This window comes from Ruegeria sp. CF3, from assembly GCF_056537365.1.
In genome coordinates this window covers 116,590-131,989 of sequence record NZ_JBQFRK010000005.1, presented here as the reverse complement: position 1 = coordinate 131,989, position 15,400 = coordinate 116,590, and the positions used below count along the sequence as shown (strand labels likewise).

Below are 15,400 nucleotides of genomic sequence, written 5' to 3'. Positions count from 1 at the left end.
TGGCAGAGCCTTCACGACCCTGCCAACGCCCGTGTTCTTGCCTACATATTGGGGTAGTTCGGCCCGTCGCCGCCCTGCGGTGTAGTCCAGGTGATGTTCTGGCTGGGATCCTTGATGTCACAGGTCTTGCAGTGAACACAGTTCTGGAAGTTGATCACGAATCGCGGCCCGTCTTCATCCTCGACCATCTCATAGACGCCTGCGGGGCAGTAACGCTGTGCCGGCTCGTCGAATTTGGGCAGGTTGACCTTAACCGGGATGTCCGGGTCGGCCAGTTTCAGATGACAAGGCTGGCTTTCCTCGTGATTGGTGGCCGCAAACGATACGTTCGTCAGGCGGTCAAAGGACAGTGTGCCATCGGGTTTCGGATAGTCGATGGGTTGATGCTTGCTGGCATCTTCGGTCGATTCCGCGTCGTTCTTGCCGTGGCCCAGCGTGCCCAACAGCGAGAAGCCCAGCGTGTTGGTCCACATGTCCATACCGCCCAGTACCAGGCTGGCGGTCAGGCCGTATTTCGACCACAGCGGTTTGACATTGCGCACCTTCTTCAGATCCGAGCCGATTGCACCATCGCGAACGTCGGCCTCATAAGCGGTCAGCTCATCACCCGAACGCTCGGCCTTGATGGCATCATAGGCGGCTTCGGCCGCGGCCTTGCCTGACAGCATCGCGTTGTGGTTGCCCTTGATGCGCGGCACGTTGACCATGCCCGCCGAGCAACCCAACAGCGCAACACCCGGTGCGACCAGTTTCGGCATCGACTGGTAGCCACCCTCGGTGATCGCGCGGGCACCATAAGCCACACGCTTGCCGCCCTTAAGCAGGTCAGCCACCATCGGGTGGTGCTTGAAGCGCTGGAATTCCATGTAGGGGTACAGGTGCGGGTTTTTGTAGTTCAGGTGAACCACAAAGCCGACATATACCTGATTGTTTTCAAGGTGATAGATGAACGACCCACCTCCCGCGTTGCTGCCCAGCGGCCAGCCCATGGTGTGCGTGACGCTGCCTTCTTTGTGCTTGGCCGGGTCGATCTCCCAGATCTCTTTCATGCCGACGCCGTATTTCTGCGGCTCTTTACCGGCAGACAGGTCGTATTTGGCGATGACTTCCTTGGACAGTGAGCCGCGCACGCCTTCCGACAGGAAGACATATTTGCCATGCAGTTCCATGCCCGGCTCGGTGTTGGGGCCGTAGGATCCGTCTGGCTCCAGACCAAATACACCGGCTACAACGCCTTTGACTTCACCGTTCTCACCGTAGACCAGCTCGGAACAGGCCATGCCGGGGAAGATTTCGACGCCCAGCTCTTCGGCCTGTTCGGCCATCCAGCGGCAGACATTGCCCATCGAGACGATGTAGTTGCCGTGGTTGTTCATCAGCGGCGGCATCGGGAAATTGGGGATGCGAATCTTGCCAGCCTCGCCCAGCATGTAGAAATTGTCTTCATGCACAGGCACGTTCAGCGGGGCACCCTTTTCCTTCCAATCGGGGATCAGAGCATCCAGACCACAAGGGTCCAGCACCGCACCCGACAGGATATGCGCACCCACTTCCGAACCCTTCTCTAGAACCACGACGTTCAGGTCGGCATCCAGCTGTTTCAGACGGATGGCCGCAGACAGGCCCGCAGGGCCAGCACCCACGATCACCACGTCATATTCCATCGCTTCGCGTTCAATCTCGGCCATCGCGGGCTCCTTAGCTAACTTTCCGAATTGGCGCTTTCTTCATGCGGTCGGCGCAATATTGTTTCACGGCTGATTACATGGTCATAAAGACTTTGGTCAATCGAAACACGGCGTAACAACGCCGCTATTCGACACTTCAGGCTTCGGGTGCGTCCCCCATAAGGTATCTGGGACCGCTACCATGGGATTTGGCCCTGTCATCGGGGTTGTAAAGCTTGCATTTCGGCAGGCTGAGGCAGCCGCAACCAATACATCCATCCAGATTGTCGCGCAGTCGCATCAGCGTATCGATTCGCTGATCCAGATGCGTGCGCAGCCGTTCGCTGATACTCTTCCAGTCCTGAGGCGTCGGTGTGCGGTTTCCTGGCAAGCCCGACAATACCTCGCGGATCTCGGGCAAAGTCAGACCGAATTGCTGCGCGATCATCACAAAGCTTAGCCGTCGGATATCGGCGCGCTGATAACGCCGCTGCCCACCCGCGTTACGCCATGGAGATATCAAACCTTGCGCCTCGTAGTATCGGATCGCCGACACTGCCAACCCAGTGCGCCGGGCCAATGCTCCAATCGCCAGACCTTCCGAAACAACCATTACATCCTCCCAAAGAAATCTCTTGACCTAAAGTTAGGTTTAGAAATTACAGTGAGTCGGGACAAGCCTCAAATTGGAAGGAGAATCCCATGATGGCGACGCTGGAACATACTAATTTCACGGTCCGCGACCCAAAGGCATCTGCGGCGTGGATGCAGAAAGTCTTCGACTGGAAAACACGCTGGGAAGGCCCTGCCATTGCCGGTGGCTATACGGTGCATGTGGGCAGCCCACATACCTATCTGGCACTCTACGCCCCCGGCGATCCCAAGCCATCAGGCGAAAACAGCTATGATTTCGTGGGCGGCTTGAACCATGTAGGTGTGCTGGTCGAGGATATCGACGCCACCGAGGAAAAGGTCCGCAAAGCGGGATTTGAACCGCACAACCACGCAGACTATGAGCCAGGCAAGCGGTTCTATTTCGAAGATGACAATGGCATCGAATTCGAAGTGGTTCAGTATGATTGAGATGCTGTGGCTTGGGCACGAAGCCAGCCGTTGGCGAAGTGGAGAATTGTTGGGAAAGCGCCACAGACGCACCCGCCCCCCGGAACGGCGGCGCTAAGTTGCGAGTTTACTGACAACGCACACCTCCCCTCTTGCAATTCACGCCTCATTTGGGTCAGGTAATTGCCAACCCATCCTTCGCCCCGACGCTATTGTGCGGCGGGGCGTAACAATTTCTGCGTGGACGACAAGACAATGGAAAAGATCCCCATGACGCCTTCGGGCAATGCCGCGCTCGAGGCAGAGCTGAAGAATCTGAAATCCGTCGAGCGCCCGGCGATCATCGAGGCGATTGCCTCAGCCCGCGAACTGGGCGACCTGAAAGAAAACGCCGAATACCACTCGGCGCGCGAAAAGCAGGGCTTTATCGAAGGCCGCATCAAAGAGCTTGAAGGCATCCTGTCGCTGGCAGATGTCATTGATCCGGCCAAACTGTCAGGGGCCATCAAGTTCGGCGCGAAGGTCACGTTGGTGGATGAAGATACCGACGAAGAAAAGACCTGGCAGATCGTAGGTGAGTATGAGGCCAATATCGAAGCGGGCCTTCTGAACATCAAATCCCCCATCGCCCGCGCCCTGATTGGCAAAGAAGAAGGCGACAGTGTCGAGGTCCGCACCCCCGGAGGCGTGCGCTCTTATGAAGTTCTGAGTATCGAATACGCCTGACCGGAGCGTTTGTCATGTCAGGGTCTGAACCTGAGCAAGAACCTGAGAAACCCACCTCGCTGGGTATCTACGACCGTCCGGCGCACCGTTCGGTCACCGAGATCGAGATCGCAGCAGTTGTTCTCAGCCTGATCTGGCTGGTGGTGTCGGTCGTGTTTCTGGTACTGCCCGGCGGGCAACAAGGAGGGTTCATCGTCACCTTCCTGGCGGTGTTCATGCCGGTCGCAATGATCTGGGTCGCAGCCCTCGCGATGCGCGCCAGCCGCGTAATGCGCGAAGAAAGCGCCCGCCTGCAGACAGCCATCGATGCGATCCGCAACAGCTATGTCGTACAGCAACAACGCGCGGCCAGCACGTATGAGCCGACGGTCGGCAAGAAACTGGATGAAATCGCCGAAAGCGCAAAAAAGACCGAGAGCGCGCTGGCGACATTCTCGACCAATCGCGGTGAACCCGGGCGCACCCAAAGGCCCGCGCCGGACATGGCCAATCAGACTTCGTTGGAACTTGGCACCTCAGCGGAAGAAATGGCGCCCCCGTTGCCCACCGACATCTTTATCCGCGCCCTGAACTTCCCCGAAACGCAAAGCGATGCCGAGGGATTTAACGCGCTGCGGCTTGCATTGAAAGATCGCAAGACCTCGAAACTTGTGCAGGCCTCACAAGATGTTCTGACCCTTCTCAGCCAGGAAGGCATCTATATGGATGACCTGCGCCCCGATATGGCGCGACCCGAAGTCTGGCGGCAATTTGCCCAAGGCGCGCGCGGGCGGTCGGTGGCTGCCTTGGGTGGCATTCGAGACCGTTCGTCACTGGCGCTGACTGCGGCGCGGATGAAACAGGATCCGATCTTTCGCGATGCCGCACACCATTTCCTGCGCCGCTTTGACCATATGATCGTCGAGTTCGAACCTAATGCCAGCGATGCCGAGCTTACAGCCCTGAGCGAAACCCGCACAGCGCGTGCCTTCATGCTGGTGGGGCGTGTCGCAGGGACGTTCGATTAAAGCCCAAAACTCCCGTAGGGTATGAACCTCACCAGATCGCCGGGCTTGATATCGCGGGCACCGTCCTCGATTTCGACCAAGCCTTCGGCCCAGCTCAGCCCGCTGATCCGGCCAGATCCTTCCGAATGGAATACCTCGGCCTGTCCTTCACGGATGCGCGCCCGCAGGTATTCCCGACGACCCGGTTTCTTGTGCTTTTTGAACGCGGCGGGCACGTCGAAGCCTTGCGGCTCTTGCCAGCCTGCACCGGCCAGCACGTTCAGTGCCGGGCAGGCAAAGATCAACGTGCAAACCAGTGCTGCCACCGGATTGCCCGGCAAGCCAAACACCGGCGTCTGATCCCACATGCCCAGCGCCAAAGGCCGCCCGGGTTTTAGTGCGATGCGCCATTCCTGCATCGCCCCGGCCTCTCGCAACAATGCCGAGACGTGATCTTCATCGCCGGCGGAGGCCCCGCCACTGGTCAGGATTACATCCACTTGCTGAGCCGCGCGATCCAAATGCTGTTTCAGCGCCGCGCGATCATCCTCGGCGCGCCCAAGATCAACCGATTTGAATCCAATCCGCTCGGCCAGTGACAGCAGCATCGGACGATTGGCATCATAAATCTGCCCCAGTCCGGCGCTGTCACCCGGCTCGACCAACTCATCCCCGGTCGATAGCACTCCGACGCGTAAAACCTTGCGGACGGAAACCTCAGCCAGACCAACCGCCGACAAAAGCGCCAGATCCGTTGGTGTTAAACGCCGCCCAACTGGCAAGGTCAGCGCGCCTTCAACCACGTCTTCGCCTGCCTTTCGCGTGTTCGCGCCCTGTTTCAACGGACCTCGGAATGCAATGTGCCCATGATCAAAGGTCACATCCTCTTCCAATATGACCGTATTAACACCCTTTGGCAGTGCAGCTCCGGTAAGAATGCGTATCGCATGGCCCTCTGGGACCTCACCGTCAAAGGGTACACCCGCAGCCGCCCGGCCCTCTACCAAAGGCATGACACAGGGTCCATCCGGCACCGGACCGGCAAATCCGTACCCATCGACAGCGGTGTTGGGCTGAGGCGGGTTTGATCGTTTGGCCGACACGTCCACCGCCAGAACTCGGCCCGCCGCCCGCATCACGGGCACGTTTTCAACCCCAGCTACCACCGACAATCTGTCTCGCAAAAGCGCCAGAGCCTCATCAACGGGTGTCCAGTTCACCCCTGCAGGCAAGGCGAAACAATCATTGCGCAAGGGCGGAGGTGAGATATCCGGCGTGCTCATAATCCGACCTCTTCCATGATGAAATCTGCAATGGCCGCCGTATCATCCAGATAAAACACCGGGCAATCCAATTCCAAAGGCGTATCACTTGCAACCGCGCGAACCGTCTCATCATCCGTGGCGATCAGCGGATTTCCGGGTTCAGCGCGAAACGCTTCGATCTTGGGGTGACGCTCGCGTTTGAAGCCTTCGATTAACACCAGATCGACAGGAGACAACCGCGACAGCAAGATGTCCAGCTTCGGCTCGGGCGCACCACGCAACTCCTGCATCAGTGCGATCCGCTGGCCGGATGCCAACAGCACTTCGGACGCACCCGCCGCGCGATGCCGCTGGCTGTCGGTACCCGGCTGGTCGACGTCGACGGAATGATGCGCATGTTTAACGGTGGAAACGGTATACCCACGTCCGGTGATTTCAGCCACCAGCCGTTCCACTAGGCCGGTTTTGCCCGCGTTTTTCCAACCGGTGACGCCGTAGACCCTCATACCTGCTCCAACAAGGTTTCAGCGCGGGCCAGATCATCGGGAGTGTTGACGTTGAAGAACGGATCAAACGGCTGGGCCGAAAACAGCGCCTCTCGCCCATCATGCTGGTCAGTCCACAGGACAACCTTGCGCAATCCAGCGTTCAACGCCTCCCTCAGATCATCGCGCAATGCCACCGGCCAGAGCCCAAAGGTCGGGTGCCGATTGATCCGCTTGCCGCCGCCGGATTTTAATGCCTCGTCACTCGTGCGCGGGGTGGTTGCCAGAACAAGGGGGTATTTCTGCCCTTTGGATGCGTTCACCAGTTGCGCCACAAGATCATGCGGAAAGAACGGAGTATCCGCCGCAACCGTCACGATAGAGTGCGCGCCCTGTTCAGCGGCCCAATCAAGCCCGGCCAAAACACCGGCCAGCGGCCCTGCAAAGCCCTCGATCGAGTCCGAAACAACCGGTAAGTTCAAGCGAGCAAACCGTTCGGCATCGCCGTTGGCGTTCAAAGCCAGCCCGCCGACCTGAGGGCGCAGCCTGTCTATCACCCGATCCAGCAGGCTCTGCCCGCCGATCTGCAATAGCCCTTTATCGCCGCCTCCCATTCGCGTTGCGAGGCCGCCTGCCAGAATAACCCCCAGCGGTTTTTGCGACTGTTCAGCCATCGGCACTTTTCCTGCGATGTTTTTTGTCCTCAATCGCCACGCTCGACGGATCAACATCGCGCACCAATCGGTCTTCGCCCGACAAACACACGAACCGCTGCCCGCGCATCCGGCCGATCAGAGTCAAACCGACCTCGCGCGCGATCTCGACACCCCAGGCGGTGAATCCCGATCGCGAAGCGAGAACAGGGATGCCCATCATTGCCGTTTTGATCACCATTTCCGAAGTCAAACGACCGGTCGTATAGAGGATCTTGTCAGACGCAGTCGCACCCTCGGAGAGCATCCAGCCTGCGATCTTGTCGACCGCGTTATGGCGGCCCACGTCTTCCATATAAACCAACGGGTGGCTTTCATGACAAAGCACCGTGCCATGGATGGCACCCGCCTCGAGGTACAGAGACGGGGTGCGGTTGATCTTCGACGCCAACTCATACAGCCACGAGGTGCGCAACGAGACCTGTGGCAGGCGCACGTCCTCTAGCCCCTCCATCATGTCTCCGAACACAGTGCCTACTGCGCAACCGCTGGTGCGGGTCTTCTTCTTCAGCTTGTCCTCGTATGAGGTCTCACGCGCGGTACGCACGACCACGGTTTCCAGATCGTCGTCATAGTCGACCCGAGTAATTTCATCATCTGCAAGCAGCATCCCCTGATTACGCAGAAACCCGAGCGCAAGGTATTCGGGATAGTCGCCGATGGTCATTGCCGTCACGATTTCCTGTGAGTTGAGGAAAATGGTCAGCGGGCGTTCCTCGACCACCGAGATCTGACTGATCTCACCATTCTGGTCCACACCCTCGACACCGCGCGTCAGGCGGGCAGCCCCCGGATCGGGCGCAATGAGGTAGTCTGACAGGTCGATCTCCGTGGCCAATTGCAACCCCTTCCCAAGACGGCTACTGCTGCTCGCGTCACCATAGGATTTAGCCATGGCCTCTGCCACATCCAAGTCATACTTCTGGAAAGGTTTTCGCGACGGGACGCCGTTTATCTTCGTCGCCATGCCCTTTGGCCTTCTGTTTGGTGTTTTTGCCACAGAAGCAGGGCTGGATATCATCCAGACGATGGCCTTTTCCGCCACGGTGTTTGCCGGCGCTGCTCAGTTCACCGCATTGCAATTGCTGCAGGACAATACACCAACGGTTATCGTTCTGATCTCGGCCCTGGCTGTGAACCTGCGGGTGGCCATGTATTCGGCTTCACTGACCCCTTATCTGGGGGCGGCTCCGCTGTGGCAACGGGCCCTTGGAGCCTATCTTATTGTTGATCAGTCTTACGCCTGTTCGATTGTCCGATTCGAGAAAGAACCGGATATGTCCGTGCCTCAGCGCATGGCGTACTTTGTCGGCTCGGTCACGCCGATCACGCCGCTTTGGATACTCGCCACTTATCTGGGTGCTGTTCTGGGGGCACAGATTCCGGAAAGCTGGGCTCTGGATTTTGCGCTGCCGATCACGTTCTTGTCCATGATCGGACCAATGATGCGCACCATGGCGCATGTTGTAGCCGCGCTGGTGGCGATTGTTGTCGCCCTGCTGTGCGTGGCAGTGCCGTTCAATCTTGGACTGTTGATCGCAGGGATAGCCGGGATGATGGCAGGTGCGCAGGCTGAATTGATGTTAGAGCGAAAAAAGTCATGACGCAGATCAACCCGACAACCATGTGGATCATCATCGTAGGTCTGGCGATAGGCAGCTACCTTCTGCGCTTTACCTTTATCGGGCTGGTTGGCGACCGCCCGATGCCACCCTGGCTTCTGCGGCACCTGAGATACACAGCAGTGGCGATTCTGCCTGCCCTGATCGCACCTTTGGTAGTCTGGCCCACGGCCACCGAAGGACAACCGGATATGCCGCGCATGGCGGCTGCGGCAGTTGCGTTGACGGTGGGAATTGTGACGAAGAACGTCATAGCGGCCATCTTTTCAGGGGCCGCCACGCTTTACGGTCTGCTGTACCTAGTTGGTTGAGACCGCTTCAAGCTGATTGAGGCGCGCATTGTTTTCCGCCAGCCCCTGCTGCAGATCAGCCGAGTCATTCTCACGATAGTCCATGGTGACAACGCCTGGAATCTGACCAAACTGATCGGATAGCTTCACCGGGTAGAATGTTGTTTTGATTTGCTCGAACCCCGGGACCTGTTGCAGCAATTGCGAGGTCGAATTTGCACAAAAAGCCTGCGAAACCGGGCCCATTTGCTTGGCCAATTGCAGCGCGATCTCGGCCTGCTGTGGCGTCACTTCGATCGTCTGAATACGGGCATAATGCGTCTCGCGCGCATGACTGCTACGATAGGCGCGCTCGACATTTGGCGTGATGCCATAAAGGACATCATTCTTGATCGGCACCACATCCGCCCGGAACGATCCGGCAGGGTCAAATATGACCCGCTCGCTGCCGCTGATCATCAGCGACGTGTGTGCCCCCGACCCGGTGCGTGTGCTGATCATCGTATAAAGCGTCAGCGTCGATGGCCCCGGATCACGATAGGATCGGGCCACGATTTCCGAGGGATCAGCCTGCGGGCGCTGCGATCCGGCGCAACCTGCAACGGTCACCGCCAACAGGCAGGCAATCAGAATTCTAAACAAGAGATGCGCCTCGGATGCTGTTTAGGCCGCAAAGACAGCCAGGAACAGACAAAGGAGTACAATAGCCACCACGCACCACGTGGTGAATTTGACGAACCCGTCGAAGGTTTTGGTTTGAACAGTGATGTCCATCTCGCCGTGCTTGTGATCAGCCATGTTTATTAGAATCCCAATTCGCGTATTTGAAATGTTGGATAATGCAAAACTCAGGGCCTGTCACGACGTCATTCGCGCGCAGTTGGTCCAAAAATCGTGCAGCCTGGATAACCAAACCCCCAGCGCCAGGGCAACCCGCTGCAGGGACCGCCCCCAAAACGCACGGCCAGAAACATCGCCTCGGAGGTGATCGAATGAACCGAGCGGATCTGATCCGGCGTCATGTCATAACGTTCGGCGTATTCATCAGCGTGGCTTTCGCCGTGGGTTTTGACACAGGTGCGCAGCGCGTCATCGGCAGCGAGCCGGGCGTCAAAGCTGTCATCGGCCTGCGATGCGCCGCCTGCATTGTAATAGGCGCGATCGTGGGTAACGCAGCAGTACTCCCATGGCGGGTGTTCTTCATAAAGCAGGCTGAACTTCGGAAAGGTCTCGGCGACCAGACGCCAGCTGGACGATAATCCACCCGAACAGCCATCCGTTTCAAAGGGGGTCAGTTCAGTGCCTTTTATCGTGTCGGACAAAGCCCGGTGAGCGGGCATTTCCACGCTACGCATCAGGTCCTGCGCACCTGCAGGCAGCGCGCAACAGACCAGAAGGGCGGCCAGTCTATGGTTCCGCATCACGCATCTCAGCAGTATCAATGGACAATCCGAATGTCGTCGCCAACCATAGCATCAGACGTTCGCCCGGTCCCATCTCGGCACGAACACGCAGCACTTCGCGGGCCATGGCCGGGCGGTCAGTGATCAGCCCGTCAACCCCCATCGATGCCATCGCCGACATCTGCAACGGGTCATTCACCGTCCATACATAGATGTCCTTGCCCGCCTCATGGACCGAGCGGATCAGACCCGGTGACACCGTTGCTGCGTTTACGGCCACGAAATCGCCCTCAAGCCCTGAAAGATCGCCTATCGCGGTCGCGGCCAGAACGCCTGCCCGCCAATCGGGGCGCAGCGCTTTCATCTTCTGCACGGCCGGATATTTCAATGACATGGTGGCGATGTCATCCTGCATATCCAGCTCCTCGACAATCGTGGCAACTCGGTTTTCCAGGTCGACGTCATGGCCATAGTATTTCAGCTCGATGATGACCTTGGATTTGCCCTTCGCAGCTTCCAGAACATCCCGCAGCGTGGGCGTCCGTTCCGAAGCATATTCGGGGCCGAACCAGCTGCCGATATCGATCTCGGCTATATCCTCAATGGTTGCGTCCCAGACCTTGAGCGGCACACCCGCCAGTTTCATGAAATCACTGTCATGCGCGATAATGACCACACCATCCGCAGTCTCCTGAACGTCGATCTCAACCCAATCGGCGCCATCTTCGATAGCCTTCAACACTGCCGCCATGGTATTTTCCGGCCTTATCGCCGCCGCACCCCTATGACCAATGACATCCGCATGATCGGAGGCCTGAATGCGGACCAGCAACTCCTGCCCGGACCAGAGCCCGATCAGCAGGGCGATTGCCGCGCCACCGACCACAGCGTAAAGCGGCGCGCGCAGGTTGCCGGGTTCGGGATGAGAGACCTCTCGGCCTTGTGTGTCGAAGAACCCATCCAGCAGAACCGCCAATGCTCCCAGAGCGACGGCTGCAAGCACAAGCCCAGCCAGCGACCATAGGCCCGCTACGATCATACTGAGGATCAGCGCAAAGCGCAGGTTCGTGCTTTCCTGCAACGGCACCAGATCGAACAACAGTCCGGCCACAAAGGCAATCAGTGCGGCGATCACGAGACGCATCGCAAGCCAAAGGCCGAGCTCGATCTTGAGGCGACCGCGTTTTCCTTCCATTCGATCCGTGCTGGTGGAAAAGGCTTCGGCGGGTTTGCAGCCCTCAAATAATACAAGATGCAGCGACAGCGCCCAGGCCGAGAGCCTGCGGATCAGAACCCAAGCCAGACACAGCACCACAAATCCGATCAGCACCACTGCGACCCAGAATGAAGGCGGGTGGAAGGTGAGGTAATAGTTGATGTCGTATTCAGTCAGCATCCACCAGGCGATCAGGCCAGCCACGGCGACAAAAGGCAGCGCAAGTACCAGCACACGCAAAATGAACCGTGCGGCAAAGCCGAAAAGCGCAGGTAAACGCGTCAGGATCAACCGGATGGAAGCACTGCCCGCGCGCCAAGGGTCACGCTCACCCATCCGCAATGATCCGGCCATGACCGAGAAGACAAAGACCTCGGCCAGTAAGAACAGGCTGAGAACTACAACCGCAGCGATGAAGCCCGCTGGTGACAGCAGGAACATCGCAATGTCCTGATCCGTCAGCGCCGATTGATCAGACAATGAAACAGCAACATTGACGGCGATTGCAACGCCCGGAGCGATCAGTGCAACCAGCAGCAACCGAACGGCGACATAAACAGGCACAAACACGCGCCGCTGCGACCATGCGCCCCGGTAGGCAGTTGTAACGGCTGAGAAATTGGTCACGCGGTTGCCTCCTGAATGGTCTATCCATTCAAGGCTGCGTAAGTGTGAATTGCAAGAGTGGGCGTCAGCTTTCTTCCAGATCAGCCGCCAGCCGGAAACCAATGCGGTTGGCTGGTTTATCCTCGATCGATTTCGGCAAGGCACGCAGCATCACATTCAACTGGCTGACATGCTGGACGAGCTGCGTTTTGGCGCCGCCTCCGTCCGAGCCATAGAAAGTAATCACATCCGGATCGAAATAGCCCATGCCCTCGATCCGCATTACACCGGCATCACCACCGGTGAATCCCATGGCAACCTCGTGATCGCCATCCAGAGTCTTCTCGAAATTCTGAATATACATGATCAGCCGCTCATAGGCCCATTGAGCAGGGCTTTTGCTTTCGACCGGCTTTTGCAATGGCTTGGGCAAATCCTTGTTCCCCGATGCCGTTTCAGGGTTGGCGTGTACCTCATAGCACCGCGGCAACGCCGCAGATTCCGCTGCCTCGGCTGAGGTTTCGATCTTGTCCATTGCTCTACCCTTTGCGCTGATATTCCCAAGCTCCGTCCGCGCGCCGCGTCCGGGCGACAGCTCCAATGTGGTAGAGATGGTTCATATGTGCAACCGCCTCGACCAGCGCGAGGCCGTATTCCCCGCCCCTGATCTGGCGCTTGAACAGCGGGGCAAAGCACTCGGCGGCAGTTTTGGGTTGATCGAGATCGTTCAGCAGACGCTCCAGCGCGCCGTGGTGGTTATCGATCAACTGCCGCATGCGGATCGGCAACCCGGTGAACGGCAGTTTGTGCCCGCCCAAAACCAAATGATCGGGCCGGGCCAGCGGTTGCAGGCGTTCACACGCCTCCAACCAGTCGGCCACCGGATCGGCCATCGGCTCGGTGGCATAGACGCCCAAGTTGGAACTGATCGAACTGAGGATCTGATCGCCGGTCAGCACCAGATTGTCCTCGCGGCTCCAGAAGGTGCAATGCTCGGGCGCATGGCCGTTGCCCATGTGAACATCCCAGTCGCGGCCACCCATGCGGATCACGTCGCCCTGTTTGACACGGGTAAATCCCAGCGGCATAGGGTACACGGCGTCGGCAAAGTTGAACGGACGCTCGGCCATCCGACCGGCCAGCACGTCCGGATCCATCCCCGCGCTGCGGTAATAATCCAACGTTTCCTTCGGCCAATTCTCTTGCACATCCAGCGTCAGCATACGTGCGAACAACCATGCGGTACGACTGGTGACCAGTTCTGCACCATGCTCGGACTGGAACCAGCCCGCATTGCCGACATGGTCAGGATGGTGATGAGTCACGACAACGCGACGGACGGGTTTGCCAGCCAATGGCCCTTCCATCAGGGCCTGCCAGATTCCCCGTGTTTTCTTTGAAGAAAGCCCTGTGTCGACTATGGTCCAGCCGTCGCCATCATCAAGTGCATAGACATTCACATGATCCAGCGCCATCGGCAAAGGCAGCCTAATCCACAGAACTCCTTCTGCAACTTCGACCCATTCGCCAGGAGCGGGTGGTTCCTCCCACGGATATCGCATCACTTGCGGAGCCTCGCCATCCATCAAACCGCCAGTTCCTCTGGGCTGAGGGCATAGAGGTCATCCGCCCCGTTCTGCGCCTGCGCAAGCAAGCCCGTATGTTCAGGCAGCAGCACATTAATATAATAACGTGCCAACTTGGCGCGCGGTCCATCGGGATCGGCTAGCGCCGCTGACAGATGGTAATGCCCGCCCAGAACCCGCGCGAACGCTTTTAGATACGAAGCCGCGCCAGCAAACCGGTTGTTCATATCCGATTGAGCAACGAGCCACTCCGTCGCTTCCCGCAGCGACTCGGAAGCTTCCCAAACAGGACCAGCAAGTTCAGGCATCGTGGCGCGCGCCTTCTCAGCTTGATCCTCGATCTCATCCAGAAGGTTCGAGGCCGCCTCACCCCCATCCATCATCTTGCGCGCTACGAGGTCCATGGCCTGAATACCATTGGTGCCCTCGTAGATCGCGGTCACACGGACATCGCGATAATATTGTGCAGCACCAGTTTCTTCGATGAAGCCCATGCCACCATGCACTTGAACGCCGGTCTCGGAAACGCGCATGCCGGTCTCGGTGCCAAAAGCCTTGCAGATCGGCGTCAGCAGCGCCGCACGTGCCGCCCAATCGGCCTCACCCGTGGCCTGCGCCATGTCGATTGCAGCTGCATTGGCCAGCATGATCGCCCGCGCCGCAAACACATCCGCGCGCATCGACATCAGCATCCGCCGTACATCCGCGTGGTCGATGATGGTGCCCGAGGGCGTCTTGCCCTGCTTACGCTCCAACGCATAGGCCAGCGCATGCTGGTAGGCTCCTTCGGCGACACCCACACCTTCGCCACCAACGCCCAAACGCGCGTTGTTCATCATGGTGAACATCGCGGCCATGCCGCCATGTTCCTTGCCGACCAGCCAACCCTTGGCCCCGTCATACTGCATCACGCAGGTGGGCGAGCCGTGCAGACCCATCTTGTGTTCCAGCGAGACCACCTTGAGGTCATTGGCCACGCCAGGGTTGCCGTTCTCGTCGGGTATGTATTTCGGCACCAGAAACAGCGAAATCCCTTTGGTTCCCGGAACACCGTCTGGCAGGCGGGCCAGAACAAGATGGCAGACATTCTCGGCAAAGTCGTTGTCGCCCCAAGAGATATAGATCTTCTGCCCGGTCACCGAATAGGTGCCGTCGCCATTGTCTTCGGCCTTCGAGGTCAGCGCGCCCACATCCGATCCGGCCTGCGGTTCGGTTAGGTTCATGGTGCCTGACCATTCACCCGCCATCATCTTGGGCAGATAGAGCGCCTTCAACGCATCGCTTGCGTGATGCTCCAGCGCCTCGATCTGACCTTGGGTCATCAGCGGGGCCAGTTGCAGCGACAGGCAAGCAGCGCTCATCATCTCATTCACGGCAGTGGTCATGGTCATGGGCAGACCCATACCGCCATATTCGGGATCGCCGCTCATCCCGATCCAGCCGCCTTCGGCAATCGCCCTCCAGCCCTCGGCATAGCCCGGAGAGGTCCGCAGCACGCCGTTCTCCAGCCGCGCGGGTTCCAGATCACCAGGGCGTTGAAGCGGGGCCATGATCTCTTCGCACATCTTCCCGGCTTCGGTCAGAATGGCGCTAACCACATCCTCGCTGGCTTCCGAGAACTTTTCGGTCGCGGCGATCTGGTCAAAGCCGATCACGTTGCGGAACAGGAATTCATAGTCTGAGATCGGGGCGCGATAGGGCATGGTTTCCCTCTGGTTCTGGCAAGTTGTCAGCGTGGGGTTGGAATCCCGGCCCCACGCCGGTATTCATCTG

General features: G+C 58.6%; 18 protein-coding genes. 5 read left to right on the top strand and 13 right to left on the bottom strand.

Annotation, left to right across the window (positions count from 1 at the left end; genetic code table 11):
- Nucleotides 1-41 precede the first annotated feature (41 nt).
- Nucleotides 42-1,688 carry an electron transfer flavoprotein-ubiquinone oxidoreductase gene (locus ACR0KC_RS16820; RefSeq protein ID WP_170626187.1) on the bottom strand — a complete coding sequence of 549 codons (1,647 nt, stop codon included), beginning with the start codon at nt 1,686-1,688 and terminating at the stop codon, nt 42-44.
- Between the two features lie 136 nt (nt 1,689-1,824).
- Complete coding sequence (gene soxR / locus ACR0KC_RS16815; protein WP_170395726.1) at nt 1,825-2,280, bottom strand: redox-sensitive transcriptional activator SoxR; 456 nt, start codon at nt 2,278-2,280, stop codon at nt 1,825-1,827.
- A gap of 89 nt (nt 2,281-2,369) precedes the next feature.
- On the opposite strand from soxR, the gene ACR0KC_RS16810 reads away from it, so the two are divergent.
- The 3 genes from ACR0KC_RS16810 to ACR0KC_RS16800 all read left to right on the top strand — a co-directional run bounded on the left by ACR0KC_RS16810 (nt 2,370) and on the right by ACR0KC_RS16800 (nt 4,462).
- Nucleotides 2,370-2,750, top strand: coding sequence for a VOC family protein (locus tag ACR0KC_RS16810; RefSeq protein WP_170408363.1), 381 nt, complete (start codon nt 2,370-2,372; stop codon nt 2,748-2,750).
- Between the two features lie 234 nt (nt 2,751-2,984).
- Entirely contained in the window at nt 2,985-3,455 is a 471-nt protein-coding gene (gene greA, locus ACR0KC_RS16805) for a transcription elongation factor GreA (protein ID WP_170395722.1), read from the top strand.
- 14 nt (nt 3,456-3,469) lie between these two features.
- Nucleotides 3,470-4,462, top strand: a complete 993-nt coding sequence (locus tag ACR0KC_RS16800) for a hypothetical protein (RefSeq protein ID WP_170395720.1) — start codon at nt 3,470-3,472, stop codon at nt 4,460-4,462.
- Here ACR0KC_RS16800 and ACR0KC_RS16795 read toward each other — a convergent pair.
- The 4 genes from ACR0KC_RS16795 to ACR0KC_RS16780 are packed head-to-tail and all read right to left on the bottom strand — an operon-like array spanning nt 4,459 to nt 7,799.
- Complete coding sequence (locus ACR0KC_RS16795; protein WP_480772016.1) at nt 4,459-5,724, bottom strand: molybdenum cofactor synthesis domain-containing protein; 1,266 nt, start codon at nt 5,722-5,724, stop codon at nt 4,459-4,461. The two genes, ACR0KC_RS16800 and ACR0KC_RS16795, sit on opposite strands and share 4 nt — an antisense overlap.
- The gene (gene mobB, locus ACR0KC_RS16790) at nt 5,721-6,212 is read right to left on the bottom strand and encodes a molybdopterin-guanine dinucleotide biosynthesis protein B (protein WP_480772015.1); all 492 of its coding nucleotides are present in this window, start codon (nt 6,210-6,212) and stop codon (nt 5,721-5,723) included. The genes ACR0KC_RS16795 and mobB overlap by 4 nt, the downstream gene beginning before the upstream one ends.
- Nucleotides 6,209-6,865, bottom strand: a complete 657-nt coding sequence (gene mobA, locus ACR0KC_RS16785) for a molybdenum cofactor guanylyltransferase MobA (protein ID WP_480772014.1) — start codon at nt 6,863-6,865, stop codon at nt 6,209-6,211. Before mobA ends, mobB begins: the two co-directional genes overlap by 4 nt.
- Nucleotides 6,858-7,799: a formate dehydrogenase accessory sulfurtransferase FdhD gene (locus tag ACR0KC_RS16780; RefSeq protein ID WP_480772013.1), complete on the bottom strand. Its 942-nt coding sequence runs from the start codon at nt 7,797-7,799 to the stop codon at nt 6,858-6,860. Before ACR0KC_RS16780 ends, mobA begins: the two co-directional genes overlap by 8 nt.
- Here ACR0KC_RS16780 and ACR0KC_RS16775 point away from each other — a divergent pair.
- Both ACR0KC_RS16775 and ACR0KC_RS16770 read left to right on the top strand, forming a co-directional pair.
- On the top strand, nt 7,798-8,508 hold the full coding sequence (locus tag ACR0KC_RS16775; RefSeq protein WP_170423672.1) for an AzlC family ABC transporter permease: 711 nt from the start codon (nt 7,798-7,800) through the stop codon (nt 8,506-8,508). The genes ACR0KC_RS16780 and ACR0KC_RS16775 overlap by 2 nt on opposite strands.
- Entirely contained in the window at nt 8,505-8,837 is a 333-nt protein-coding gene (locus ACR0KC_RS16770; RefSeq protein ID WP_480707095.1) for an AzlD domain-containing protein, read from the top strand. The genes ACR0KC_RS16775 and ACR0KC_RS16770 overlap by 4 nt, the downstream gene beginning before the upstream one ends.
- On the opposite strand, the gene ACR0KC_RS16765 is transcribed toward ACR0KC_RS16770, so the two are convergent.
- From ACR0KC_RS16765 to ACR0KC_RS16735, 7 genes are all read right to left on the bottom strand, one after another.
- Nucleotides 8,826-9,458 carry a hypothetical protein gene (locus ACR0KC_RS16765; protein ID WP_480707093.1) on the bottom strand — a complete coding sequence of 211 codons (633 nt, stop codon included), beginning with the start codon at nt 9,456-9,458 and terminating at the stop codon, nt 8,826-8,828. The two genes, ACR0KC_RS16770 and ACR0KC_RS16765, sit on opposite strands and share 12 nt — an antisense overlap.
- 21 nt (nt 9,459-9,479) lie before the next feature.
- Nucleotides 9,480-9,614 (bottom strand): aa3-type cytochrome c oxidase subunit IV, encoded by a 135-nt coding sequence (locus ACR0KC_RS16760; protein WP_480707091.1) that lies wholly within the window; start codon nt 9,612-9,614, stop codon nt 9,480-9,482.
- 68 nt (nt 9,615-9,682) lie between these two features.
- On the bottom strand, nt 9,683-10,237 hold the full coding sequence (locus ACR0KC_RS16755) for a hypothetical protein (protein ID WP_480707089.1): 555 nt from the start codon (nt 10,235-10,237) through the stop codon (nt 9,683-9,685).
- On the bottom strand, nt 10,224-12,062 hold the full coding sequence (locus ACR0KC_RS16750) for a glycerophosphodiester phosphodiesterase family protein (protein ID WP_480772012.1): 1,839 nt from the start codon (nt 12,060-12,062) through the stop codon (nt 10,224-10,226). The genes ACR0KC_RS16755 and ACR0KC_RS16750 overlap by 14 nt, the downstream gene beginning before the upstream one ends.
- A gap of 64 nt (nt 12,063-12,126) precedes the next feature.
- Entirely contained in the window at nt 12,127-12,576 is a 450-nt protein-coding gene (locus ACR0KC_RS16745) for a DUF6173 family protein (protein WP_170736722.1), read from the bottom strand.
- 4 nt (nt 12,577-12,580) lie between these two features.
- Entirely contained in the window at nt 12,581-13,627 is a 1,047-nt protein-coding gene (locus tag ACR0KC_RS16740; RefSeq protein WP_170423666.1) for an MBL fold metallo-hydrolase, read from the bottom strand.
- Nucleotides 13,627-15,330, bottom strand: coding sequence for an acyl-CoA dehydrogenase family protein (locus ACR0KC_RS16735; protein WP_480707085.1), 1,704 nt, complete (start codon nt 15,328-15,330; stop codon nt 13,627-13,629). Before ACR0KC_RS16735 ends, ACR0KC_RS16740 begins: the two co-directional genes overlap by 1 nt.
- Between the last annotated feature and the right edge of the window lie 70 nt (nt 15,331-15,400).

Coding starts and splice junctions, on each gene's coding strand:
- ACR0KC_RS16820 (WP_170626187.1), bottom strand. CDS start 1,688: ATGGCCGAGATTGAACGCGAAGCGATGGAATATGACGTGGTGATCGTG.
- soxR (WP_170395726.1), bottom strand. CDS start 2,280: ATGGTTGTTTCGGAAGGTCTGGCGATTGGAGCATTGGCCCGGCGCACT.
- ACR0KC_RS16810 (WP_170408363.1), top strand. CDS start 2,370: ATGATGGCGACGCTGGAACATACTAATTTCACGGTCCGCGACCCAAAG.
- greA (WP_170395722.1), top strand. CDS start 2,985: ATGGAAAAGATCCCCATGACGCCTTCGGGCAATGCCGCGCTCGAGGCA.
- ACR0KC_RS16800 (WP_170395720.1), top strand. CDS start 3,470: ATGTCAGGGTCTGAACCTGAGCAAGAACCTGAGAAACCCACCTCGCTG.
- ACR0KC_RS16795 (WP_480772016.1), bottom strand. CDS start 5,724: ATGAGCACGCCGGATATCTCACCTCCGCCCTTGCGCAATGATTGTTTC.
- mobB (WP_480772015.1), bottom strand. CDS start 6,212: ATGAGGGTCTACGGCGTCACCGGTTGGAAAAACGCGGGCAAAACCGGC.
- mobA (WP_480772014.1), bottom strand. CDS start 6,865: ATGGCTGAACAGTCGCAAAAACCGCTGGGGGTTATTCTGGCAGGCGGC.
- ACR0KC_RS16775 (WP_170423672.1), top strand. CDS start 7,798: ATGGCCTCTGCCACATCCAAGTCATACTTCTGGAAAGGTTTTCGCGAC.
- ACR0KC_RS16780 (WP_480772013.1), bottom strand. CDS start 7,799: ATGGCTAAATCCTATGGTGACGCGAGCAGCAGTAGCCGTCTTGGGAAG.
- ACR0KC_RS16770 (WP_480707095.1), top strand. CDS start 8,505: ATGACGCAGATCAACCCGACAACCATGTGGATCATCATCGTAGGTCTG.
- ACR0KC_RS16760 (WP_480707091.1), bottom strand. CDS start 9,614: ATGGCTGATCACAAGCACGGCGAGATGGACATCACTGTTCAAACCAAA.
- ACR0KC_RS16755 (WP_480707089.1), bottom strand. CDS start 10,237: ATGCGGAACCATAGACTGGCCGCCCTTCTGGTCTGTTGCGCGCTGCCT.
- ACR0KC_RS16745 (WP_170736722.1), bottom strand. CDS start 12,576: ATGGACAAGATCGAAACCTCAGCCGAGGCAGCGGAATCTGCGGCGTTG.
- ACR0KC_RS16740 (WP_170423666.1), bottom strand. CDS start 13,627: ATGGATGGCGAGGCTCCGCAAGTGATGCGATATCCGTGGGAGGAACCA.
- ACR0KC_RS16735 (WP_480707085.1), bottom strand. CDS start 15,330: ATGCCCTATCGCGCCCCGATCTCAGACTATGAATTCCTGTTCCGCAAC.